The sequence below is a fragment of the Cobetia sp. 5-11-6-3 genome (genome assembly GCF_013374055.1).
Taxonomy (GTDB): domain Bacteria; phylum Pseudomonadota; class Gammaproteobacteria; order Pseudomonadales; family Halomonadaceae; genus Cobetia; species Cobetia marina.
Window position 1 is genome coordinate 1 of the sequence record NZ_BLWJ01000003.1, and the last position, 24,505, is coordinate 24,505.

Sequence of the window (24,505 nt, forward strand, 5' to 3'; positions counted from 1 at the left end):
CGGTTGTAGGGGGCGTAGCATTCGCGCATGCGCTCGCGCACCTTCTCGGAATCGGTGCCGACCACGATGCGGGCACCGCGCGTGAAGTCCTCCAGCGCCGCGCCCTCCTTGAGGAATTCCGGGTTGGAGCAGACATCGAACGCAACGCTCACGCCGCGGTGCTCGAGCACCTCTGCCACCCGGGCATGCACGCGATCCGCGGTGCCCACCGGCACGGTGGACTTGTCGATGATGACCTTGTAGTCATCCATGTGCTCACCGATGGTGCCCGCCACGGCCAGCACGTACTTGAGATCGGCACTGCCGTCTTCATCCGGCGGCGTGCCCACTGCGATGAACTGCAGCACGCCGTGCGCGACGGCCTCGCGGGCGTCGGTGGTGAAGTTGAGACGCCCTGCCTCCACGTTGCGCGTCACCATGCTCTCGAGCCCCGGCTCGAAGATGGGGATCTCACCCTGCTTGAGGCGCTCGATCTTGGCAGCATCCACGTCCATGCAGATCACGTCATGGCCAACATCCGCCAGACAGGTGCCGGTGACCAGACCTACGTAACCTGTTCCGAAGACAGTGATTTTCATGTCAGTCCTTGGGTGTCTCTGAGGGTAGTGAAGGGGGTGACAGGGTGATCGGCGCGGAGGTTTCCCTCGCCGTCACGCCAGAAGATTGTGCACGAGCGGATGACGCGCCATCCGAAGCGCTGTCGAGCAAGCCATCTGGACTTTCCAGCAGACGCGTCGTGGCCTCCACGGCCTCTTCCAGTTCTTCGGCACCGGGGGCCAGCGGCCGGGCAAGAAAGTCCGACGGCAGATCCTCGAAGAAGTTCAGACGCCCCAGTTGATCCAGCACCGGATGGCGCTCGCGCGGCTGATAGCAGGCCGACCAGGGTGACAGACATGGCTTGTCCCCCGAGAAGTGGATTCCCATCCAGTCACTGGCCAGATAGGGAAGATCAAAACTGGCGAACGGCTGATGGGCATGCTCGCGCAGATGCACCATCTCACGCTCGGGATTGGGACCACGCCCCGCCTGCCACAGCCACAGGGGAATGCGATAAGGCGCCTGGCTGGGGCGATCACCGCCATGCACGTAAGCATCGCTGAGCGGATCATGCTCAAGACCATGATCGGAAAGGTAGAGCACGCCGGCATGGCGACCCTCGAGACGTTGGAAGACGCCCTCCAGCACCTGGTCCGTGAAGCGGATACTGTCGTCATAGGCATCGGTCAGCGGCGAGGTACTGTCCGGTGTCAGGAAGTAACGCAGCGAGTCGGGGTACTGCAGGCTGGCCGGCGGATGGCTGCCGTACAGATGCAGCACGATCAGTCGCGGCCCTTTGACCTTGCGCGCCAGTGCCTCATCGAGTGCATCCAGCAGTCCGTCGTCGTACTCCGTCATGATGGTTCTGGCGACGTCGGCACGCTGGGCGATGGCGGTGATCCAGGTGCGCTCGGAGGTGATATCGAGCCCCTGACGCGACAGCCACTCCGTATGCATGCCGGCCTGATTGGCCAGTGAAATCAGGTTGGCATCCAGATAGCGCGGCGAGAAGGTGCGCGGGTCCATCAGACTGGAAAGCATCGGCACCGCCAGCACCGTCTGCGGCGCCGGCGCGATGGCCTGGTCAAAGACCACCAGCTGATCACGACGGGCGTCGAGATTGGGCGTGGTCGGACGCGAATACCCGTAGAGCGACAGCTGATCACGCCGCTGGGACTCACCGATCACCAGCACGAAGACCGCATCATCCGGCACTTCAGGGCTGAGCGTGACCTTGCCGAAATCGTAGTCATCCGCCATCAGTGCCTTGAAACGCTCCTTTTCCCACCAGGCATGTGAGGTGGTGGCCAGGTTCCAGCCCGGCGATACCGACAGCGTGGTGATGGCCAGCGGCACGCTGGCACGCCCCCACTGCCAGCTACCTGCCAGCAGCATCAGCATCCAGAGCACGAAGGCGATTCCGCTGCGCCCCCCCAGCCGGGCGCGAGCCAACCCCGCCCCATGGCGATTGGCCAGTGACAGGGCCAGCAGGAAGAACCCCAGCGGCACGATGAGTGCCAGCGGGAACTTGAACAGCATCGCCATCGACTCGCTGCGACTGGTATCCAGCGAACTCAGCGCGAAGGCCAGGCCATAGCGCGAATCGTAATAGACGGCGCTGACCACACTGGCCGAGAGATTGACGCCCAGTGCGGCCATCAGGCCAAGTGCCGGCCAGCGCCAGCGTGGGCGATGGGCTGCCGCCAGCAGACACGGCCACAGCAGCAGGTTGCCGATAAGGATCAGACCGCCCTCGAGCAGCCCGTGGTAGATCAATGGCACCAGACTGGCCAGCGATGACAGCAGCACGGCGCTGATCAGCCCACCGGCGACACCGCCATCGGTGCGTCTGGCAAAGAGAGCACGCCCCGCGCGGCGCAGCATGCCTTCGCCACCACCGGCCCCGGGCCGCTCATTGTCATGGGTTTCACGCATCATGAGTCATCTCGCTCAGGCGCAAGCGTCAGCACTCCAGCACCTGGCGCCAGCGGCCGTCAGACTGGCCACAGGCAATGAAGAAAGGATTTCTGAGGGTGTCACGCGCGTTGTAACGCAGCACATCCGGCTGACCATCGGTCAGGCTCTGCGCATCGAAGACACACCCGCCCGCCGCTTCCAGCACGGCCTGCGCCGCGGCGGTGTCCCACTCGCAGGTCGGGGCATAGCGCGGGTAGAGATCCGCGTCGCCTTCCGCGATACGACAGAATTTCAGCGAACTGCCGCAGCTGACGGTCTCGACCGGCGTCAGACGCTCGATCAGCGCCGCCGTCTGCGCATCGAGATGCGACTTGCTGGCCACGACTCTCAACACCTCGGGCTCCGGGCTGACGCGAATGGCCGTTCGTCCATTGGCGTCCTCGCGAAACGCGCCCACGCCATCAAGCCCGCTCCAGGTCGCCCTGAGCACCGGCGCATCCACCACGCCCAGCACGCTGCGCGTCCCCTGGATCAAGGCGACATTGACGGTGTATTCGCCACTGCCGTTGACGAACTCGCGGGTGCCATCCAGCGGGTCCACCAGCCAGAAGGTCTGCCAGTCACGGCGCACCACGATATCCGCCTTGTCGCTTTCCTCGGAGAGCACCGGAATCTGCGGCGTCAGGCGGGCCAGCCCCTCCACCAGCACACGGTGTGCCGCAAGATCCGCGGCCGTCACCGGACTGTCATCGGCCTTGGCGCGTGTCTCGAGATCGCCGCCCTGCGCAACGGCGAGTATCGCCTGCCCCGCTTCACGGCAGAGCGTCTCGATGGCCGTCAGAAGTTCAAGATCAGGGGTGACATCAGACTGATTCATGGAAGTCTCGCAGATAATTCAAGGGAGTCAGCACGCGGCTTTCAGCTCGGGGCCATCATACGCAAAAGCGGCCGCGGATTCTGCCCACGGCCGCTTCCAGGAAGCCATTGATGACGGGGTGCGAGCTCACTCGCACGCCCATCTCAATCGGTGCTGCTATGCCTGCTTCAGTTGCTGCGATAGCCATTGGGGTTGCGTGACTGCCAACGCCAGCTGTCAGCCATCATGCGATCCAGCCCCAGCTCCGCCTTCCACTTCAATTCCTTGAAGGCCTTGTCCGGCTCCGCCCAGCATTCGGCGATATCACCGGAACGCCGCGGCGCGATGCGATAAGGCACCGGGCGACCGCTGGCCTTCTCGAAGGCCTTGACCATGTCCAGCACGCTATAGCCAGTGCCGGTGCCCAGGTTGTAGGTGTGGACGCCATCACGCGCATCACCGGCCAGATAGTCCAGCGCCTTGAGGTGGCCATCGGCCAGGTCGACGACATGGATGTAGTCACGCACCCCGGTGCCATCCGGCGTCGGATAGTCATCACCGAACACGGCCAGCTCTTCAAGGCGACCCACCGCCACCTGACTGATATAGGGCACCAGGTTGTTGGGGATGCCGTTGGGGTCCTCACCGATGGTACCGGACTCGTGGGCACCCACCGGATTGAAATAGCGCAGCAGCGCGATGCGCCAGCTGTCATCCGCCACGGACAGGTCACGCAGCACTTCCTCGACCATCAGCTTGGAGCGGCCGTAGGGGTTGGTCGCGGACGTCGGGAAGTCTTCACGGATCGGCGTGGACGCCGGATCGCCATACACGGTGGCGGAGGAAGAGAACACGATACGCTTGACGCCGGCCCGCGCCATGGCATCACACAGCACCAGGGTGCCATTGACGTTGTTGTCGTAGTAGGCCAGCGGCTTGGCGACGCTCTCGCCCACCGCCTTGAGCCCGGCGAAGTGGACCACGGCCTCGATATCATGACGCTCGAACAGGCTGTCGAGCAGCGCGCCGTTGCGGATATCCCCTTCGACGAACGGCACTTCGCGTCCGGCAAGCGTCGCCACACGCGCGAGGGAGGCTTCGCTGGCATTGGACAGGTTGTCCAGCACCAGCACCTGATGGCCGGCCTCCATGAGCGCCAATACCGTATGAGACCCGATGTAGCCTGCACCACCCGTGACCAGAATCATCCATCATCTTCCTTGTGAAAGTAACGCGACAGTGGGCCGCGCAGTTGACCTGCGCTGGCCCCGTTCATGGCTGCTAACCCTACCTTCCAGCCCTTGCGCTCACAAGTCCACAGCCAACGACAGCGTCTGTCGCCAGACAGCAACCTGACCCGTGCAGGATGGCGTCACGCAAGGCCTCGCACGCGACCTGAGCGCCTCGGATCGAGCGTCGCGCTTGCGCGGCGTCAAGGTTTCACCCACGGGAGTTTCGAAACAGGCAATGAAGGCTATTGAGCCGTGGCGCAATGCTGAGACAATGGCGCCGCCGGCCGGCCCGAAAGCCCCACCTGACCGACTCTCGGCGGCGATCGACCGACGCAGGCAGCATGACACGACGTGCATGACCTCCCGTTCAGGAACGAATGCATGCCGTGCAGTGAACAACGCCAACACGACAACGTGCCATCACCTACCATGACCCATACCAACAACACGATGACCAACATGATGAGGAAGCCTGTCGCCAGCGGGCTTCTCTGGAGTCGACATGCCTGAGCAACCTACCGATCACGTCGTTGATCAATCCTCCACGCCGCCACAAGCGCCACTTGCGGCGCGTATCGGTCTGATACTCGGTCCGCTCCTGCTGCTGCTGACCTGGCTGACCCCTGCCCCGGGCGACATGCCGGACACCGCCTGGCTCTGCGTGGGCCTGGCGCTGTTGATGGCGACCTGGTGGGCCACCGAAGCATTGCCGATACCGGTGACGTCGCTGTTGCCCATCGTGCTGGTGCCCGCACTTGGCATCGACGACATCAAGAGCACCACGGCAGCCTATGCCAATCCGACCATCTATCTGTTCCTCGGCGGCTTCCTGCTCGGGATCGCCATGCAGCGCTGGGACCTGCATCGCCGCGTGGCCCTGCATACGCTGAAGCTTGCCGGCCATTCGCCCCGCCGTCAGATCGCCGGTTTCATGATCGCCACCGGCTTCATCAGCATGTGGGTATCCAATACCGCGACCAGCATCATGATGCTGCCCATCGGCATGTCAGTGGTCAGCCTGATGTCCAGTGGCCGGGATGAGCGCGACAGCGACGACCCGGAGCTGAAGCGCTACGCCGCCGCCCTGCTGCTGGCCATCGCCTACTCCGCCAGCCTTGGCGGTATCGCGACACTGATCGGTACGCCGCCGAATGCCCTGCTGGCGGGTTACCTGTCCAGTGACCAGGGCATCGAGATCGGCTTCGCCCAGTGGATGGTCGTCGGCCTGCCGGTGGCCATCGCGATGTGCACCATCACCTGGTGGTGGTTGACGCGCACGCCCTTCTCCTTCGCATCCGAGACTTCGGACAGTGGCGAGATGATAAAGCGTGAGCTCAAGGCACTGGGTGTCATGAGCAGCGCCGAGAAACGTGTCGGCATCGCCTTCCTGGTAGCCGCCCTGCTGTGGATGTTCCGCCCGCTGATCAATCAGAGCGGCCTTGAGTGGCTGTCGGATACCGGCATCGCCATGGCCATCGGCGTCGGGCTGTTCGCGATTCCCTCCGGCACCTCACGCGGTCGTCGCCTGCTGGTGTGGGAAGACGCGCGTGACCTGCCCTGGGGCGTATTGCTGCTGTTCGGGGGTGGACTGGCACTGGCGGGCGTCATCAAGAGCTCGGGTCTGGCGGAGTGGATCGCCGGACAGCTGTCGATGTTCAGCGTGCTGCCGCTCATCGGGCTCGTGGGCATCGTGGTACTGGTGATCATCTTCCTGACAGAGGTCACGTCCAATACCGCGACGGCCGCCGCCTTCCTGCCCCTGCTGGGCGCGCTTGCGCTGTCGCTGGACATCGACCCGCTGCTGATCACCGTGCCGGCGGCCATCGCGGCCAGCTGCGCCTTCATGATGCCGGTGGCCACGCCACCCAATGCCATCGTGTTCGCCACCGGGCACCTCAAGATCCAGACCATGATGCGCGCCGGCTTCTTCCTGAACCTGGCAGGCACCGTGGTGGTCACGCTGCTGGCCTATGGCCTGATCGTGGCACTGTGGAGCTGATTCCCTGACAGCGTGACGTGACCCATCACTCGCGCCGCAAGGGGGATCCCCTGAAACGACAACGCCGGACTCCCATGGAGTCCGGCGTTGTCGTTCATGCCAGGCAGATTCTGCGACATCTCATCATGACACCTGCTGTCATGTTCAGAAGAAGCCGAGGAAGCCCTTGATGATCAGCGAGTTGGCGATATCGATCAGGAAGCCACCCACCACCGGCACGATGATGAAGGCCAGACGTGACGGCCCGTGGTGCTGCGTGACCGCCTGCATGTTGGCGATCGCCGTCGGCGTGGCGCCCATGCCGAAACCACAGTTACCCGCGACCAGTACCGCAGCGTCGTAGTTCTTGCCCATCAGGCGGAAGGTGACCTGGGTGGTGTAGAGGAACACCAGCGCGACCTGTGCCAGCAGGATGGCCAGAATCGGCAGTGCCAGATTGGCCAGATCCCAGAGCTTGAGCGTCATCAGTGCCAGTGCCAGGAAGATGGACAGACTGATGTTGCCCAGCACATCCACGGCATGGGTATTGAGGTGCTTGTCGCCGAAGGCGCGCACCACGTTGCCGATGACGATACAGCTGAACAGCACCCACACGAAGGTCGGCAGCGAGAAGGCCGTATCCGCCGTGAGTGCCTGCAGCTGCTGACCGCTGACGACCCCGAGCAGCAACATGAAGAGCGTTTTCAGAGCATTGGCGGTATTCAGCGGGTGCTGGACTTCCGTCTCGTCATACTCGGAATCGCTGACCTGGGCATTGATGTCCTGTCCTTCACGCTTCATGCGATTGATCAGGAAACGTGCCGTCGGCCCACCGATCAGCGACCCGAACACCAGCCCGAAGGTGGCACAGGCCATCGCGACTTCCATCGCGCCATTGATGCCATATTCGTCGGCGAAGACGTTGGCCCAGGCAGCCCCTGTACCGTGACCACCGGACATGGTGATGGAACCGCCGAGCAGCCCCAGTACCGGGTCGAGGCCAAACAGGCTGGCAACACCGACACCCAGCAGGTTCTGCAGGATGAGCAGGCCGATGACCAGCACGAGGAACAGGATCAGCTTGCTGCCGCCGGCACGAATCATGCGGACGTCCGCCGACAGGCCGACCGAGCCGAAGAACAGCAACATGAAGGGGGTCTGGAGACCGGCGAAGAACTGGAACTCGTAGCCCAGGCCACGCAGGCCGGTGACGATGAGGGTGGCGATGAGACCGCCGACCACAGGTTCGGGGATGTTGAACTCGCGCAGCACGCGTACGCGCTCGACAATCAGATGACCGACGACGAGGACAAGCGCCGCCAGCAGCAGGGTAGTGATAGCATCAAGTTGAATCATGCGATACCGATGAGTAGTTGTGGGTTGTTCTAGCGGACCTCCTGAACGAGAGGTGCACCGGCGAATCCCGACCGACGAGGGGATGGGGACACATCCATTGTCTCGTCACTCAGGGGGGTTGCCCTTGCACCGCTTGGAATTGTTGTGCTCTCGAATCCGTTGTACCACCAGATCGTTATCATTTACGCGGATGCAGCGATGATACGCAGGGATGGCACCGGTGCAAGTCCGGATATTGACTCGTCAGACAACTTCCGACAAAAGTCTATATCCGCTCGCCATGCCAAGGCCGGGGTTATCAGCTACTGACATTGCGCTCATCCCTTGCCATGACTGGGCTGGGGAGTGATCGGCCTTGAGAAACGACGAAGCCCTCGCCGCAAGGGGCGAGGGCTTCGTGGACCGTCACTGCAAGCAGGATTTCCGCCTTTCGTGGACGCTCGTGTCGCTCATTGCCGTCAGACGGCGACGGGACCCGCCTCTTCGGCACGTTCCGCTTCACTGCGTGCACTGCTTTCCAGGCCGCGATTGACCGCCGACAGCACCGCCTTGAGTGACGCGCTCACGGTGTCACCATCCTCGGCCATGCCGCAGACGCGCTTCCCATCGAGATTGAGCATCACGAAGGCCACCGCCACGGCGTCACTGCCTTCCCCGAGCGCATGCTCGCCGTAGTCCACCACGCTGACGGTGGCACCGGTGTGGCGCTGCCAGGCATCCATGAAGGCGGAGATGGCACCGTTGCCTTCACCGGCCAGGGCAATCTGCTCACCCTTCTCGTCAATCAGTGTCGCGGTGAGCTGCTCGGCCCCCTCACGATCCAATCGATAGCCCTTGAGACTCAGCGGTGCCTCGCGCTTGAAGCTGGCATCGAGAATCGCGCGGATCTGGTTGCTGGACAGCTCACCACTGACCTGCTCGCTGGCCTTCTGCACGTGCGGGGCGAGCTCGAGGCTCATCCAGCGCGGCAGACTGATGCCGTGATCGCGTTCGAGCAGGAAGGCCATGCCGCCCTTGCCGGACTGGCTGTTGACGCGAATCACCGCCTGGAAGTCGCGGCCCAGATCCTGCGGGTCGATGGGCAGATAGGCGACCTGCCACGGCTCGTCCGCCTGCTGCTTCTTGAGGCACTTGCGAATCGCGTCCTGATGGCTGCCGGAGAAGGCGGTGTAGACCAGCTCCCCGACCCACGGGTGGCGCGGATGCACCGGCAGGTTGGTGCACTCGGTGTAGACCTGGATGATCTCGTCGGGATTGGAGAGATCCAGCTCCGGGTCGATCCCCTGGCTGTAGAGGTTCATCGCCATGGTGATCAGGTCCATGTTGCCGGTACGCTCACCATTGCCCAGCAAGGTTCCTTCGATGCGGTCCGCCCCGGCCAGCAGGCCGAGCTCGGCAGCGGCAGCGGCACCGCCCCGGTCGTTGTGGGTATGCAGCGAGATGATCGCGCAGTCACGACGGCTCAAGTGCTTGATGAAGTACTCGACCTGATCCGCGAAGTGATTGGGCGGGCCCACTTCCACCGTGGCCGGCAGGTTGAGGATGCAGCGATTGTCCGGTGTCGGCTGCCAGACATCCATCACCGCTTCACAGACCTCGACGGCGTAATCCATCTCGGTGGAAGTGAAGCTCTCCGGCGAGTACTGGAACACCCAGTGGGTGTCCGGGTAACGCGCAGCGTAGTCCTTGACCAGCTGCGCACCTTCGACGGCGATGGCCTTGATGCCCTCACGATCCATCTCGAACACCCGCTCGCGCTGAACGGTGGAGGTGGAGTTGTAGACGTGCACCACGGCATCGCGCGCCCCGACCAGTGACTCGAAGGTACGGGCGATCAAGTGCTCACGCGCCTGCACCAGCACCTGGATGCTGACACCCTCCGGCACCTGGTCTTCCTCGATCAACCAGCGCACGAAGTCGAAATCGAGCTGACTGGCGGACGGGAAACCGACTTCGATCTCCTTGAGGCCGATCTTGACCAGCAGCTTCCACATCAGCTTCTTCTGCTCGACCGTCATCGGCTCAAGCAGCGCCTGGTTGCCATCGCGCAGGTCGACACTGGCCCATAGCGGCGCCTGGGTCACGGTACGCGACGGCCATTGGCGGTCGGTCAGCGCGACAGGCGTGACGGGGCGATATTTGGTGTGGTCGAAGGCAGCACTTGGCGTGGATGCAGCAGTCATGGTCGTGTCCTTGGCGTGGTGGGCGTGGAAAGCAACGTTCGACATCCGGATGCGGATTCGATGGCACCTTTCCCGCTCAACAGTGTCCCAATCGGGGCGCCTGAGTAAATGTGAGATGACGAGGGCATCAAGGCCCTCGCATCCGAAAGCTTGCCGCCAGCGCGACAGGCAAGCAAGTCGGAGGTAGAGAACATGGCCGCTACCTGCGACAGGACGTGGCTCCGGATCACGGTTGCCAGCGCGGAAGGAGAGATCGCGGGATCACCGTCGAATGCCTCTCAGCGGCCTCGCATCGATCAGAAGCGAGCCGGGTTCCGCAGGAAGCGGGCTGGACAGGGTGGCCAGTCCAACTGCTCGCACGACCCTGATGGTCGAACATCTGAATCGCTGAACAGTGATTACAGTATATGCTTCATATCGGGGCGCATGATTGCGAAAAACCCACTAAACCGCCATCTTGAAAGCATTTTATTTCATAATTCACACCTTCACCGCCAATGGATTGCGAAAAATGAGCCAGAACATTTCTCTCCCGACACTGGACCGCTTCGATCGACGGATTCTTGACGAACTCCAGCAGTCGGGACGCATCAGCAATCAGGAGCTCGCCGAGCGCATTGGCCTGTCACCGTCACCTTGCCTGCGCCGGGTACGTGCCCTGGAAGAAAGCGGCATGATCACGGGGTATCGGGCACAGGTCGATGCCCGCAAGCTGGGCCTGAGCCTGATGGCGCTGCTGCATATCTCGATGGACCGCCATACCCCGGAGCGCTTCGCCAACTTCGAGGAAACCATCGCGGCGCTGCCCCAGGTGATGGAGTGCCTGCTGATCACCGGTCAGGAAGCCGACTACCAGCTCAAGGTGGTCGTCAATGACATGGATGACTATCACGACCTGCTGCTCAAGCAGATCACCCGTATCGAGGGCGTCACCGGCGTGCATTCAAGCTTCGTGCTGCGTCAGGTGATCGACCATCAGCGCGTGCCGACGATGTGATGACGCCATGAAGGCCAGTTGACCAAACGACGACGCCCCGCCGAATCTCGGCGGGGCGTCGTCGTTTCAAGGCGGAAGGTTCAGGCTGACGGCCACGCTAGCCGGTCACTCCGGCGGGCCAGCTCTGGTGAGCGCCCGCTGCTCGCGATGAAGCTCACCGCTCGCCCTCCAGCACCCCGCGACGGATCTGGTCTTCCTCGATGGATTCGAACAGCGCCTTGAAATTGCCTTCACCGAAACCGTCATTGCCCTTGCGTTGGATGATCTCGAAGAAGATCGGCCCGATCACCGTCTCGGTGAAGATCTGCAACAGGATTCCTTCACCCGGTGCGCCATCCACCAGCAGGCTCAAGGCCTTGAGATCCTCGACGTTCTCTTCATGGTTGGGCACCCGTGCATCAACCTTTTCATAATAGGGTTCGGGTGTGGTCAGGAACTTGACGCCATTGGCCTTGAGCGCCTTGACGGTGGCATAGATGTCATCCGTCGCCATCGCCAGATGCTGGATGCCTTCCCCGTTGTAATCCCGGATGAATTCCGCGATCTGGGAGTTGTCGTCGGCGGACTCGTTGATGGGAATGTGCATCTTGCCGCAGGGCGCTGTCATGGCTCGCGAGAAGAGCCCGGTCATCTTGCCCTCGATATCGAAATAACGGATCTCGCGGAAGTTGGCGATGCGGGCATAGAAGTCCGCCCACACATCCATCTGGCCGCGTCCGACGTTGTGCGTCAGATGATCCAGCGTATGCAGGCCGACGCTGATGGCATTCTCCACCGCCCCCTCGATGGCGACGAAGTCGGTGTCGTAGATCGAGCGTTCCCGGTGATGATCCACGAAATACAGCACCGAGCCGCCAATCCCCTCCACCGCCGGGATACCGACCTCTCCCGAGCCGACAGGGTGCTGGACACTGCGTGCGCCGTGCGCCAGCGCGTAGCGATGCGCCTGCTCGGCATCTGCCACGCGCCAGGCCATCGCACAGGCACTCGGGCCATGAATCGCCGCGAAGCGTGCCGCGGGGCTGTTCGGCTCGGCGTTGAGCACCACATTGATGCCATGCTGCTGGAACAGGAACACCTGCTTGGAGCGATGACGCCGCGTCTCGGTAAAGCCAAGCTGGCAGAACAGCCCACGCAGGGCATCGATCCCGGCGGCATCCGGTGCCGTGAACTCGACGAACTCGAAGCCGTCCGTGCCGATGGGGTTGTGCTGTTCGATACGCGCCGGTGCGTTCATGAGGTACTCCTGAGTCAGGCTGCCGACAAGGCAGGCAAGGTAGAGAAAGGCGGGCGACATCCTTCATGACAGGCGAACGCGCCGCACATCACCTGTGATGTCCCGATTCCGTTATCGGGAATCTATGCCTTGCCTGCCGCCCTGCCCATGCACCTTGCGCCCTCATTGGTGCCGTATCCTGCCTCCCCCCACGCCAGACATGTAACGAAACTCTGCCATAGTGCTGACGGCCATCTCGACACTGCTCACCCGGGGCGCTCTCACTGCCGCGAGCGCCTGACACTGCGTCATGCTTTCTTTACACCTATCGGCGCGTCGCGCCTGCGACTGCCACATGCCCGTCTTGCGTTGGCCGCTAGAGCCAGGCGCCACTGCCCAGCTGCCAGGCGACGGCCAGCAGAATGGCCGCGATGAAGGCTTCGATGACCTGCCAGGCACGCGGACTGGTCAGGCGGGGTGCCAGCCAGCCAGCACAGGCCACCAGCCCGAAGAACCAGACCATCGAGGCCAGGCTGGCTCCGGCGATGAAGCCCGCCGGCGAGCTCTGTTGTGCCCCGATGGCACCCAGCATCACCAGGGTATCCAGATAGACCTGCGGATTGAGCAAGGTCACCGCCAGCGTCGCCATCAGCACCTTGCCAAGGCTCGCCTTGAGCGCCGTACTCGCCGTGAGCTGCCCACCACTGCGCATGCGCCCCAGCGCCTTGACCGCTTGCCAGAGCAGGAAGGCGACACCTCCCCAACGCGCGATGCTCATCAACATGGGGGATTGCTGCATCAAGGCCCCCAGCCCCAAGACCCCCGCCACGATCAGCAGCCAATCACACAGCGCACAGAGCCCCGCGACCCACCATTGATGTTCGCGCTTGAGCCCCTGCCCCAGCACGAAGGCATTCTGGGCACCGATGGCGATGATCAGCCCGGCCCCGACACCTGCTCCATTGAACACTGACCACCACATGACACTGCCCTTCCCTTGCATGATTCTCGGATTCAGCGCGTTGCGCCCCTGTCTGTCTTCGGCGCGCTTCCGGACTTCCCGGCGCTGCAGCCGCAGGCAGAGTACGCTAGGATGAATACATCATGGAAATTGATTCAGGGAATGGCTCATAAGGATTTCTGATGCTGGACTACAAACTGCTGGAGGCGCTGGCCGCCGTCATCGACCAGGCAGGTTTCGAGCGCGGGGCACGCGCGCTGGGCCTGACACAATCAGCGGTCTCGCAGCGCATCAAGCTGCTGGAGGCCCGTCTGGGTCAGCCGGTACTGGTGCGCACGCCACGCCTGGGGCCGACTCCACTGGGGCGGCGTCTGCTCAATCATGTGCAGCAGGTGCGCCTGCTGGAGCATGACCTGCTGGATCAGATTCCCGCTCTCGGTGACAGCGAGCAGCGCCTGCGCATCGCCATCAATGCCGACTCGCTGGCCACCTGGTGGCCACAGGTCACCGGTGCCTTCTGTCAGACGCACGAGCTGCTGCTGGATATGCTGGTGGAAGATCAGGAGGTCGCCCTCAAGCGCATGCGCGATGGCGAGGTGGCGGGCTGCATCTGCTCGACCCCACGCCCGGTCCAGGGGGCACGCTCACATCCGCTGGGCAGCATGCGGTATCGCGCATTGGCCAGCCCGGATTTCGTGCGCCGCCACATCGCCGGAGAGGATGGCGTCATCCCGTCACGTCTGCCTGCCGAGAAACTGCGCAGCATGCCCGCCATCGTCTATGGCCGGGATGACCGTCTGCAGCATCGGCTGCTGGCCGAGATGGGCTTCGACGAGCCTTTCCCGCATCACCTCTGTCCCTCCTCAGAAGGCTTCGTTCACCTGGCCTTGAGTGGCATGGGCTATGGGATGATTCCCGAGCAGCAGGCGCGCCACCTGCTGGACAGCGGTGAACTGGTCGATATCGCGCCGGACCACGCGCTGGACATCCCGCTCTACTGGCATCACTGGCGCCATGGCGGCAGCACCCTCGAACAGCTCACTGATCACCTGCTGCGCCACTGCAGCGCCATGCTGCTGCCCATACCGGAGCAGCAACCGCCACGCCCGGGGACCCTGTGATCCTGTAAGCTTATGACCCTGTCCGCATCACGCCAGCCCCTCGCACTCAGCTCGTCTGCTGCTCACGCACCAGCTGAGCGAGAAAGCGATCACAGGCCGCCAGCTGGCGGATGTCGATGTACTCATTGGCCTGATGGGCCACGCTGATGGAGCCGGGCCCGCAGACCACCGTCGGCCAGCCTTCGCGCTGGAACTGGCCCGCTTCGGTGGCATAGGTCACCGCCTGACTGGCACGCGCCTCCCCCAGCAGACGCTGACAGAGATGGATCGCCGGATCACGTTCGCCCTGCCCCAGCGCCGGCACCGTCTCCACCGTGCGCTCACTGTGGATCGCCACCTCGGGCGCCCGCTCGCGATAGGGCACGAGCAGACGCTCCGCGTAGGCATCGATCTCCGCCAGCATCGCCTCGACATCCTCGCCCGGCAGATGGCGCAACTCCCAATCGAAGATGCACTGCCCTGCGGTGATGTTGACGGCCGTGCCGCCTTCGATGCGCCCGACATGCAGGCTGGCATGCGGCACCTCGAAACGCTCGTCGAGATGCCCACAATCGATGCGCGCCTGCATGCGGTCCTCGATGAAGGTGACCATGCGTGCCGCCAGATGAATCGCGCTGACCCCCAGATTGACCTGACTGGAATGCGACGGCTTGCCGGTCACCGTGGTGCGGATGACCGTGATGCCCTTGTGGGCATCGACGACGCTCATCAGGGTCGGCTCCCCCACCAGCACCGCCGCCGGGCGCGGCAGGCGATCACGCAGACGCGCGATCATGCGCGGCGCGCCGAGACAGCCGATTTCTTCATCATACGAGAAGGCGAAAATCACAGGCCTTTCAAGCTTGCCATCACGCGCTGCACTCACCAGCGCCGGCACCGCCGCCATGCAGCAGGCGATGAAGCCCTTCATGTCGGATGAGCCCCGCCCATACAGGCGGCCATCGGCCTCGCGCAGCGTGAAGGGATCACTGTCCCAGGCCTGCCCCTCCACCGGCACCACATCGGTATGCCCGGACAGCACCACACCGCCCTCCACGTCAGGGCCGATCACCGCGAGCAGATTGGCCTTGTCACCGCCATCATCATGAATGATCTCGGCGCTGACACCGGCCACTTCCAGAGCATCACGCAGGCAATGGATCAACGCCAGATTCGAGTCACGTGACACGGTCGCGAAATGGATCAGATGCGCCAGCCATTCACGGCTGTTCGGCCAATCGGAGAAGTCGGCGTGCTGAGGCATCAGGCTGGCGGTATCGACGGCGCTGGTGGCGGAAGCGTGCATGGGGGGCATTCCTGTTCGGGGACATCTGAGCGGAGAGCACCATGCGCAACGCGCTGGCCTCATGTGCTCACCGGTATAGCGCAGCGCACCTTTGACAACAAGCGCCAGGCACCGGGCCAGGAGTGCCGCGATCAGCCACAGGCCGCAAGCGCCTTGCGACGCGGGGGATAGAGCACCAGCGCGATCCCGAACAGGAAGATGCTGCACGAGAGCCACTGTGCCAGCGACAACTGCTCATCAAAGATGGCGTAACCACTGAGCAACGCGAACACCGAGACCAGCAAGGTCATGGGGGCCAGTTGACTCATCGGATACTTGAGCAGCATCCGGTTCCAGACCCAGTAACCAAAGAGGGTCGTCGGATAGGCCTGGAACAGCACCGAGACCCAGGCATCCATCCCCCACTGTTGATAGGTGGCACTCAGCCCCCCCCAGCCATTCATCGCGACGCTCAGCGCCATCAGCGGTAGCGGTGCAAACAGCATGCCCCAGAGGTTGAAGGCGAAAGGTGCGCGCGTGCCGGAGCTGCGCAGAATCACGCCAGCCAGGGGCCAGCAGATCGCCGCCAGCAGGATGAAGGCAAGTCCCGCCAGGGTCACGTTGCCGTTGGTGGTGAAGACGGAGACCACCAGCCCCACCAGCGAGACCAGAATGCCTGCCGCCATGCGCGGCGAGATGATCTCCCGGTAGAGCAGCACGCCGACCAGCACCGTGGTCAGCACATCGGTCTGCAACAGGACCGCCGCCATGCCAGAGGACAGTCCGAAGGTGATCGAGCATGAGGCCATGCCCCAGATACCGGTACCGAACACCAGCCCGTAGGCCATCAGGTAGCGCCACGGCACCTGCGGCTTGCGGATGAAGAAGATGAGCGGAAAGGTGGCGCACGCGAAGCGCGCCGCGGCGATCAGCAAGGGATCCATGTCGCTGACCCCCAGCTTGATCATCGAGAAGTTGAAGCCCCAGATTGCCATCACGCTGGTGATGAGCAATAGATCGCGTCCCTGCATGGCGTGTCTCCTGATCGAGGTTCCCTTGACGACGGGCAATGACCGCCGCTGTCCGTGACCGTGGAACATCACGGTGATGACGTGCGGCATACGAGGGCCAGTCTCGCTTGCCGTACCAAGGCCGTACAGATACAGTTTCTGGACATTCCACCAGTACAGTTCGCTCATGGCACGCTATCGACAGCTGGCAGAGAAGTGCATTCAGGATATTCAGGCCGGCAGACTCAGTACCGGGGATCGCATGCTGTCGCTGCGCCAGTTTGCCCGCCAGCACGGCATCAGCGTGTCGACGGCGGTCAGCTGTTATGCGGAGCTGGAATCGCAGGGCTGGCTGATGGCTCGCCCACAATCGGGGTTCTTCATCGCCGAGCCCTCACGTGTCATGCCCGCGCCCACCTGGCAGTCCTTCGAGAGCCGAGTCATCACACCCGCCACGCATCGCCATCGCACGCAGAGGTGGTGCGGGCCGCTGGGCACTGCGCATCTGGCGCTGGACAAGGCGACCCGGCAGGCACTGGATCGCAGCCTGCGCCGCGCCATGAAGCGGGCCGTGCATACCCTCACCCAGTATCCCGCCGCGCAAGGCGAACCCGCACTGTTGAGCGCCCTGGCGAGCCATTTCACCCAGGCCGGCTTTGCGCTGGGCAGTGAGGAGCTGGTCATCACTTACGGCTGCATGGATGCGGTCAGGACGGCGCTTGAGGTCTGCACGCAACCCGGCGACACGGTGGCAGTCAGCTCACCGTGCTACAACGGCCTGCTGGATCTGCTCTCGCAGCTGTCCCTCGACGTCATCGAGATTCCCTCGAGTGCACAAGGCATCGATCTCGATCAGTTCGAACAGCATCTCGCCAACGGTCAGCTGCAGGCCGGGCTGTTCTGCACCACTCACATGAATCCCCAGGGCATCACCCTCACTCCCGCGCAGAAACAGCGCCTGGCCAGGCTTGCCAATCACTACCGCGTGCCGGTGATCGAGGATGATGTCTATCTCGAGCTCACCCATCGCGAAGCGCCGCCACTGCCAACGGCCTGCCACGACGAAGGTGGCTTCATCATCTGGTGTGGTTCGGTCTCCAAGACCCTGTCACCGAGCTACCGACTGGGCTGGTGTCGGCCCGGTCGATTCCTTCCGCCATATCTCAAGCGCGCGCTGGGTGTGCCGACGCTGGTACAGTGCGCCGTCGCGGACTTCATCGATTCCGGCGCCTATGCCAGTCACCTCAAACGTGTCCGTCACCAGCTCAGCCAGCACAAGGCCCACTACCTCAACTATCTGAGTCAGCATCTGCCCGAGGGCAGTCGCGTGACGCAACCACAAGGTGGCCTGGTGCTGTGGATCGAGGTGCCCGGCCTCGATGCCAGGGCCCTCGGCAAGGCCGCCGAGCAGGCACAGCTTGATATCCGGATCGGCCCCTGGTTTACCGAATCTGCGCGCTATCGCAATTGTCTGCGTCTCAATATCGGCCTTGCACCGGATGAGCGGATCGAGCAGGAACTCGCCCGCCTGATGACGTTGATCGCGAATCACTGCAAACGCTGAAGGTTGTCGTGCTCACATGCGCCTGTCAGACAATGCAGACGACGCTGCCACGCCCCGGTCAACAGGTCGTGGCAGCGTCGTCTGTAGCGAAAGCCTCCTGTCACGAAGGGTCTCTCATGCCCGATATCAGGCAGCGCGCCCGTTGCGCACCATGGCATGGGGGTCGATGACGAATTTCTTGGCAGCCCCACCGTCGAAGTCCGCGTAGCCCTGCGGCGCTTCTTCCAGACTGATGACCTGCACGTTGACCGCATCGGCGATATTGACGCGCCCGAACAGGATCGCCTGCATCAGCGGGCGGTGATACTTCATCACCGGACACTGCCCCGTGTGCAACGAGTGAGACTTTGCCCAGCCCAGTCCGAAGCGCATGGAGAGCGCACCGACCTTGGCGGCCTCATCCTCGGCGCCCGGGTCTTCGGTGACATAGAGGCCGGGAATGCCGATCTGGCCGCCGGCACGCGTCAGCGCCATTGCCGAGTTGAGTACCGTCGCCGGCTGCTCACGCCCATGATCACACCCACAGCCATGCGCCTCGAAGCCGACGCAATCGACGAAGCAATCCACTTCGCGCTCGCCGAGAATCGCCTCGACCTTGTCCTCCATCGAGCCTTCCTGACGCAGGTCGATGGTCTCGCAGCCGAAGCTCTCGGCCTGCTGCAAACGCTCGGGAATCATGTCCCCGACGATGACGCAGGCCGCCCCCAGCAGCTGGGCAGACACCGCCGCCGCCAGCCCGACCGGCCCGGCACCCGCGATGTAGACCGTGGCGCCCGGCCCGACCCCTGCAGTCACGCAGCCATGGAAGCCTGTCGGGAAGATGTCGGAGAGCAGCGTCAGATCACGGATCTTCTCCATCGCCTGATCGGCATCCGGGAACTTGAGCAGGTTGAAGTCGGCATAGGGCACCATGACGTAATCCGTCTGCCCGCCAGTCCAGCCGCCCATGTCGACATAGCCGTAGGCCGCGCCGGGACGCGCCGGATTGACGTTCAGACAGATCCCCGTCTTGCCTTCCTTGCAGTTGCGGCAGCGCCCGCAGGCGATGTTGAACGGGACCGAGACGATGTCGCCGACCTTGATGAATTCCACGTCGCGACCAGCCTCGACGACCAGTCCGGTGATCTCGTGGCCCAGCACCAGGCCCTGGGGTGCCGTGGTCCGGCCACGCACCATGTGCTGATCGCTACCACAGATATTGGTCGAGACGACCTTGAGAATGACGCCGTGTTCACACTTGCGATTTCCCAGCGCCAGGGTCGGATAGTCCAGTGATTCGACACTCACCTTCCCCGCTCCCTGGTAGACGACTCCGCGATTGGCATTGGCTGACATGACGTGCTCCTGCTGGCATGGGATTTGGTGCATGGACGGCGTCAGACAGGCACGCTGACGACATCTCCCGTCACTTGCCGATACGCCGACCACCCGCCCCCTGTCGGTGGCGTCCGACCTGAAGGGCCCCTGCAGACTAGGCCACTTGCCACGGGTGAGCTGTCCAGATGAGGCATCGACATGCCCATGCGAGACATGCCACGACCAAAGTGGCAGTGCGCATGACCGAGGTCGTCGCGCCTGGCCGACAGGATGCGTCGATGCATCGCCACACTTGAAGCCAGTGACACTGCCCCCACGTCAATCAGCAGAGCACGATGGGCAACCCATTTCGCCATGGCAATCGCTCGCGCCAGCCCTCGCTCCGTGAGCGGCGTCTCGCTGCGAGCCATTGGCCTGATTCATTCCAAGGAGAGACCATGACCATGACATCCAACGCCCTGCGCACCGCCTGCATGACCGTCGCCATCGCCGGAACCGCCTTCATTGCGGGCTGTGGCAACACCAGCGTGATCGAGAAGCAGGACACGCGTTACGAGGTCAGCGCCGTCGATGAGGACCGTGACGATGCCATCGCTCAGGTCAAGGAACGCGCTCTGGAAGTCTGCGAGGAGCAGGATCGCGACAAGTACGACGTGCTTGATTCCCGTGTCTTCGGACCGCAGGACAGCATGTCCAAGGCAGCCGAAGGCAACGACCAGCTGGAAGGCGGCACCATCAATGAAGATACCGAGATGGCCGCCGCCACCCACGAAGGTGAAGGCTACAAGGTCGCCTGGACCATCCGCTGCCGCTGAGGCGCCTTCCCGTCAGCCAGCCCGAGCTGACAGCAAGGCCATGTGCATGAATGCAAGAGCGCATGAGCACAAGAGCGCATGAACGCAAGAAAGCCGCCCCTGAGGGCGGCTTTCTTGCGTTCATGCATCACGAACCCCCGGAGACGGACGGCCGTTCGGAACGCGCAACCTCGGGTTGCCGCCCACGACGGGATATTGCAGCGCCGCATTAGACGACTCTTGACTATGCTGAGACGAAAGCGCTCGCCAGTTCGGCGCCTGCCATCCCCCCAGGACAGCGCAGCACGCGGGAGCGGAGGCGAAGCTTTTGCGTATCAGACAGCCGTGACACCCGAGCATTGCCATGCGAGACGCTCGACTACCCAACGCCCGGGGCGGTCGATCACTGCCATTTGCCATGACGAATCCATCAGGACTCTACGCGCCCAGCGCCGTCAAGGAGGCTTTTCCATGAGTATCGAACAACGCCTGGCCCCCGTTGCACTACCCGAAAACCGTCAACGACAGATCGTCGAGCGCCTGCTCTCTGGCTCCGGGGTCAGTCTGAATGGCCCTGACCCCTGGGATATCTGCGTCCGCCATCCGGATCTGTTCCGGCGGGTGCTGAATCAGGGCAGTCTGGGGCTGGGTGAGGCTTACATGGAAGGCTGGTGGGATTGCGAACGGATCGACGAGATGATCCATCGCCTGCTCAAGCATGGGCTGGGGGAGCGAGCCCACACCTTTGGTGAGCGCATCGCCTACCGCCTCCAGGCGGGAGTCATCAATCTGCAGAGCCGTCGTCGTGCCGAGGTGGTGGGCAAGGTGCATTACGACTTCGGCAATGACCTCTTCACCCGCATGCTGGACCCGACCCTGTGCTACAGCTGCGGATACTGGAAAGGATTGCCGATCGCGCCGGAGAACCTGGAGCAGGCCCAGCAGGCCAAGCTGGATCTCGCCTGTCGCAAGCTCGGGCTGACACCCGGCATGCGCGTGCTGGACATCGGCTGTGGCTGGGGAAGCTTCGCCGCCTACGCCGCGCGCCACTATGGCGTGGAAGTCGTCGGCATCACCATTTCCGCCGAGCAGGCGGCGCTGGCGCGGGAACATTGCCATGGCCTGCCAGTGGAGATCCTGCTCAAGGATTACCGTGACGAGCAATTCCGTCACGAGGTCGGCACCTTCGATGCCATCGTGTCCATCGGCATGTTCGAGCACGTCGGCCACAAGAACTACGCGACCTACTTCACCCGTGTCGCGCAGCTGCTGCGCCCCGGCGGTCGCTTCGTGCTGCACACCATCGGCTCCAACCTGAGCGACATCTCCGCGGACCCCTGGGTCAATCGCTACATCTTCCCCAACGGCGTGCTGCCCAGTGCCAGTCAACTGATCCAGGCCAGCGAGCATCACCTGATCATGGAGGACTGGCAGAATTTCGGTGCCGACTACGACCCGACGCTGATGGCATGGCGTGCCAACCTCGATGCCAGATGGCATGAACTGGCCGACACCTACACGACGCGGGACAAGCGCATGTTCGAGTATTATCTGGGTGCCTGTGCCGGGGCCTTCCGCGCCCGCCAGCTTCAGCTCTGGCAGGTGGTCTTCACCCACGGCAATCCGGGGCGTTACGACGCACCACGCTGATCCGCTTGCGCCCTCCGTGCGCCTGGCACTCTCCAGCCGTGCCAGGCGTCCGGCAAGGCGACTCACCAGGGGACGACTTGCCCCTTGGTGACCCATGACTCATGACTCACGATGCGTCGCCGGTGACCGGGAGCGCGTCCCTCTGGCACCTGTCCGTGATGCCGGGGCATTGCCTGCCGACTCGGCCTGCGAGCGGGAGATGCTGTGCCTGGCATTGCGCTCCAGCGCCTGAAGCATGCCGGCCAGCTGATCCAGCGATTCATCCTCGAAGCCGACATATAGCTCCTCGCGGACTCGCGCGATGCGCTCACCCAATTGCACAAGGCATTCATGCCCCGCCTCGGTGAACCACAGGCAGCGAGCACGACGATCCGTGGCGTGGGGTTCGCGACGAATCAGCTGCTGACACTCGAGCTGATTGAGCGTGCGCGTCAACGACGGCATCTCGATTCCCAGCTCGCTGGCCAGCATCTGCTGGGTACAGCCCTCGCCAAGCTTCTCCAGATGCACCATCACCGTCCAGCGGGCTTCCGTCATCCCCAATGGCTCGACCGCGGTCGTGATCGAGGTACGCCACAGGCGGTGGACACGCCCGAGCAGGCCTCCCAGGGAGGGCTTGATGGTCTCGTGAAGGGGTTGAGCATCATCACAGGCTTTCATCGCCTGCAGCGCCACTTCGTCGTCAGTGCCTTGTTGCATGATGATTCTCCGTCTCCACGCCACGGGGCTCACCCCCTGGATGAGCCCCGCGATGCCAACGTCAATTTAGCTTGCTAATGAATGGCGGAATCATACGCTTTATTAGCGGGCAAATCAAAACACGAGTGACGGGACGCGCTCGGCAGCATCCTGCCACTCCCCTTTCCGATGGCGCGCTGGCCTGTTTGCATGTCTGAGCGCGTGCGTGAGCGCCCGCGTGATTCTCGCGCGGCTAGTCCGCCTCCGAGCCGATCCCGTGGCGCTTGAGCTTGTTGGCAATGGTGGTGTGCGAGACACCAAGACGCTTGGCCAGCAGTCGGCTGGAGGGGAACTCCGGATAAAGACGCGCCAGCACGCGCCGCTCCACCTCGTCGTGAATATCGCCGAGGCTGCCTGCCAGATCGATGCTGTCCAGACCTTCATCGCGCACCTCGCCAATCAGGCGCAGATGCTGCGCCTCGATCACCTCGCCCTCGCACAGCGAGACCGCCTGGAACAGCACGTTTTCCAGCTGGCGCACGTTGCCGGGCCAGTGATAGCCGCGCAGGCGTGCCATCGCCTCCGGTGAGAGAGTGCGAACACGCGCTCCGATCTGGCGCACGGCACGTTCGAGAAAGTGATGTGCCAGCTCCTCCAGTCCATCCAGGCATTCCCTGAGTGGCGGAATCTGCACGCACAGCACATTGAGACGATGGAAGAGGTCGTGGCGGAAGCGCCCTTCGCTGCTCAGCGCCGGCAGGTCCTGCTGGGTCGCGCAGATGACGCGCACATCCAGAAAGGTCTCTTCATCGCTGCCGACACGCCTGAAGCCACCATCCTGCAGAAAGCGCAGCAGCTTGACCTGCATGCGCGGGCTCATCTCGCCGACCTCATCGAGGAAGATGGTGCCACCACTGGTCAGCTCCAGCAGACCCAGCTTGCCTTCCGGCCGTGCCCCCTCGAAGGCGCCCGGGGCGTAACCGAACAGCTCCGTCTCGGCCATTGACTCCGGCAGGCCCGCACAATTGAGTGCCATGAACGGTGCCTGCCCGCGCGGACTGGCCAGATGGCAGGCGCGCGCCAGCAATTCCTTGCCGGTGCCGGTCTCGCCCTCGATCAACAGCGGGGCATCCAGCGGCGCCATGCGCCTGGCCTCCTTGACCACGGCGGACAGCTGACGGCTTGCCTGGAAGATGGCCTCGAACCCCCGCACCTCGGTACGCTGGATCTGATAGATACGCGAGCCCAGACGGTCCGCACGATGCAGGGTGACCACGGCCCCCGCCAGCGAGGCCACGTCCTCGTTCTCGGTATGCAGCGGCGCGATGTCGGCCAGGAAGGTTTCCTCTCCGACACGCAGGCGCAGGCCGTTGACGCGGGCATTGTTGCGCCGGATCAGCTCCGGCAGGTCGACATCTTGGATGTGACGCGTCAGTGCCAGCCCCGGCACCTCATCGATGCGGACGCCCAAGAGCTTGCCGGCCGCACGATTGGCCGCCACCACGCGTCCCTCCATGTCGATGGACATCACCGGATCAGACAGCGATGACAGCAGCGCATTGAGCTCCAGATGACGCCGTTCGGTGGGCATCAGGCTGACCCGGGTGACCTTGAAGACCCCGGGAATTTCCTCCAGTGCTGGCTTCAGGGTGGAGAGCTGCATGCGCAGCATGTTGGGAACATGCAGATAGATGGAGTTGTTGGCCTCCCCACCGACCTCACCACGCAACACGTTGAGGCCGTAATCGGCAAAGGGGGCCAGGATGTCGCGCAGAATCCCGATCCGGTTCTGACAGGTCAGTTTGAGGCGCATGGCATTCTCGGCATTGTCGTTGGCATATCGCCGCTGTCAGGGTGGCTCTGACGGCACGGCT

Annotated in this window: 19 protein-coding genes; 6 read left to right on the forward strand and 13 right to left on the reverse strand. The window is 63.3% G+C overall.

What is annotated here, in order from left to right:
* The 4 genes from HXS66_RS05875 to galE all read right to left on the reverse strand — a co-directional run.
* The coding region (locus HXS66_RS05875; RefSeq protein ID WP_176503088.1) for a nucleotide sugar dehydrogenase at window positions 1-578 on the reverse strand (578 nt) is incomplete at its 3' end.
* A gap of 1 nt (window position 579) precedes the next feature.
* A complete protein-coding gene (locus HXS66_RS05880; protein WP_176503089.1) occupies window positions 580-2,475 on the reverse strand; it encodes a phosphoethanolamine transferase in 1,896 nt (631 codons plus the stop codon).
* A 25-nt stretch (window positions 2,476-2,500) separates the two neighbouring features.
* Window positions 2,501-3,331, reverse strand: coding sequence for a 3'(2'),5'-bisphosphate nucleotidase CysQ (cysQ, locus tag HXS66_RS05885; RefSeq protein WP_176503090.1), 831 nt, complete (start codon window positions 3,329-3,331; stop codon window positions 2,501-2,503).
* Window positions 3,332-3,498: 167 nt separating this feature from the next.
* Window positions 3,499-4,518, reverse strand: coding sequence for a UDP-glucose 4-epimerase GalE (galE, locus tag HXS66_RS05890; protein ID WP_084208121.1), 1,020 nt, complete (start codon window positions 4,516-4,518; stop codon window positions 3,499-3,501).
* A gap of 526 nt (window positions 4,519-5,044) precedes the next feature.
* Here galE and HXS66_RS05895 point away from each other — a divergent pair.
* Complete coding sequence (locus HXS66_RS05895; RefSeq protein WP_077374662.1) at window positions 5,045-6,541, forward strand: DASS family sodium-coupled anion symporter; 1,497 nt, start codon at window positions 5,045-5,047, stop codon at window positions 6,539-6,541.
* A 144-nt stretch (window positions 6,542-6,685) separates the two neighbouring features.
* On the opposite strand, the gene gltS is transcribed toward HXS66_RS05895, so the two are convergent.
* Together gltS and leuA are read right to left on the reverse strand one after the other, a co-directional pair.
* Window positions 6,686-7,876 (reverse strand): sodium/glutamate symporter, encoded by a 1,191-nt coding sequence (gene gltS / locus HXS66_RS05900; protein ID WP_077374665.1) that lies wholly within the window; start codon window positions 7,874-7,876, stop codon window positions 6,686-6,688.
* A gap of 458 nt (window positions 7,877-8,334) precedes the next feature.
* Complete coding sequence (leuA, locus tag HXS66_RS05905) at window positions 8,335-10,059, reverse strand: 2-isopropylmalate synthase (RefSeq protein WP_084208120.1); 1,725 nt, start codon at window positions 10,057-10,059, stop codon at window positions 8,335-8,337.
* A gap of 511 nt (window positions 10,060-10,570) precedes the next feature.
* Here leuA and HXS66_RS05910 point away from each other — a divergent pair.
* Window positions 10,571-11,056, forward strand: a complete 486-nt coding sequence (locus HXS66_RS05910) for an Lrp/AsnC family transcriptional regulator (RefSeq protein ID WP_077374671.1) — start codon at window positions 10,571-10,573, stop codon at window positions 11,054-11,056.
* Window positions 11,057-11,210: 154 nt separating this feature from the next.
* On the opposite strand, the gene hppD is transcribed toward HXS66_RS05910, so the two are convergent.
* Together hppD and HXS66_RS05920 are read right to left on the reverse strand one after the other, a co-directional pair.
* Entirely contained in the window at window positions 11,211-12,293 is a 1,083-nt protein-coding gene (hppD, locus tag HXS66_RS05915; protein WP_176503091.1) for a 4-hydroxyphenylpyruvate dioxygenase, read from the reverse strand.
* 355 nt (window positions 12,294-12,648) lie between these two features.
* Window positions 12,649-13,254, reverse strand: coding sequence for a LysE/ArgO family amino acid transporter (locus tag HXS66_RS05920; protein WP_077374677.1), 606 nt, complete (start codon window positions 13,252-13,254; stop codon window positions 12,649-12,651).
* A gap of 161 nt (window positions 13,255-13,415) precedes the next feature.
* Between HXS66_RS05920 and HXS66_RS05925 the strand changes: the two genes are divergently transcribed.
* Entirely contained in the window at window positions 13,416-14,354 is a 939-nt protein-coding gene (locus HXS66_RS05925; RefSeq protein ID WP_077374680.1) for a LysR family transcriptional regulator ArgP, read from the forward strand.
* A 46-nt stretch (window positions 14,355-14,400) separates the two neighbouring features.
* On the opposite strand, the gene argE is transcribed toward HXS66_RS05925, so the two are convergent.
* Both argE and HXS66_RS05935 read right to left on the reverse strand, forming a co-directional pair.
* Window positions 14,401-15,639 carry an acetylornithine deacetylase gene (gene argE / locus HXS66_RS05930; RefSeq protein ID WP_308478074.1) on the reverse strand — a complete coding sequence of 413 codons (1,239 nt, stop codon included), beginning with the start codon at window positions 15,637-15,639 and terminating at the stop codon, window positions 14,401-14,403.
* A 131-nt stretch (window positions 15,640-15,770) separates the two neighbouring features.
* Complete coding sequence (locus tag HXS66_RS05935) at window positions 15,771-16,649, reverse strand: EamA family transporter (RefSeq protein ID WP_176503092.1); 879 nt, start codon at window positions 16,647-16,649, stop codon at window positions 15,771-15,773.
* Window positions 16,650-16,815: 166 nt separating this feature from the next.
* Between HXS66_RS05935 and HXS66_RS05940 the strand changes: the two genes are divergently transcribed.
* The gene (locus HXS66_RS05940) at window positions 16,816-18,192 is read left to right on the forward strand and encodes a PLP-dependent aminotransferase family protein (RefSeq protein ID WP_176503093.1); all 1,377 of its coding nucleotides are present in this window, start codon (window positions 16,816-16,818) and stop codon (window positions 18,190-18,192) included.
* A 126-nt stretch (window positions 18,193-18,318) separates the two neighbouring features.
* Here the strand turns inward: HXS66_RS05940 and fdhA are convergent, their stop codons facing one another.
* Window positions 18,319-19,527 carry a formaldehyde dehydrogenase, glutathione-independent gene (gene fdhA, locus HXS66_RS05945; protein WP_084208117.1) on the reverse strand — a complete coding sequence of 403 codons (1,209 nt, stop codon included), beginning with the start codon at window positions 19,525-19,527 and terminating at the stop codon, window positions 18,319-18,321.
* A 419-nt stretch (window positions 19,528-19,946) separates the two neighbouring features.
* Between fdhA and HXS66_RS05950 the strand changes: the two genes are divergently transcribed.
* Together HXS66_RS05950 and cfa are read left to right on the forward strand one after the other, a co-directional pair.
* Window positions 19,947-20,324, forward strand: a complete 378-nt coding sequence (locus tag HXS66_RS05950; protein ID WP_077374692.1) for a hypothetical protein — start codon at window positions 19,947-19,949, stop codon at window positions 20,322-20,324.
* 450 nt (window positions 20,325-20,774) lie between these two features.
* On the forward strand, window positions 20,775-21,953 hold the full coding sequence (gene cfa, locus HXS66_RS05955; RefSeq protein ID WP_077374696.1) for a cyclopropane fatty acyl phospholipid synthase: 1,179 nt from the start codon (window positions 20,775-20,777) through the stop codon (window positions 21,951-21,953).
* Between the two features lie 99 nt (window positions 21,954-22,052).
* Here the strand turns inward: cfa and HXS66_RS05960 are convergent, their stop codons facing one another.
* Together HXS66_RS05960 and HXS66_RS05965 are read right to left on the reverse strand one after the other, a co-directional pair.
* A complete protein-coding gene (locus HXS66_RS05960; RefSeq protein ID WP_240499676.1) occupies window positions 22,053-22,652 on the reverse strand; it encodes a MarR family transcriptional regulator in 600 nt (199 codons plus the stop codon).
* Window positions 22,653-22,884: 232 nt separating this feature from the next.
* Complete coding sequence (locus HXS66_RS05965) at window positions 22,885-24,444, reverse strand: sigma-54-dependent transcriptional regulator (protein WP_084208116.1); 1,560 nt, start codon at window positions 24,442-24,444, stop codon at window positions 22,885-22,887.
* Window positions 24,445-24,505: the final 61 nt, after the last annotated feature.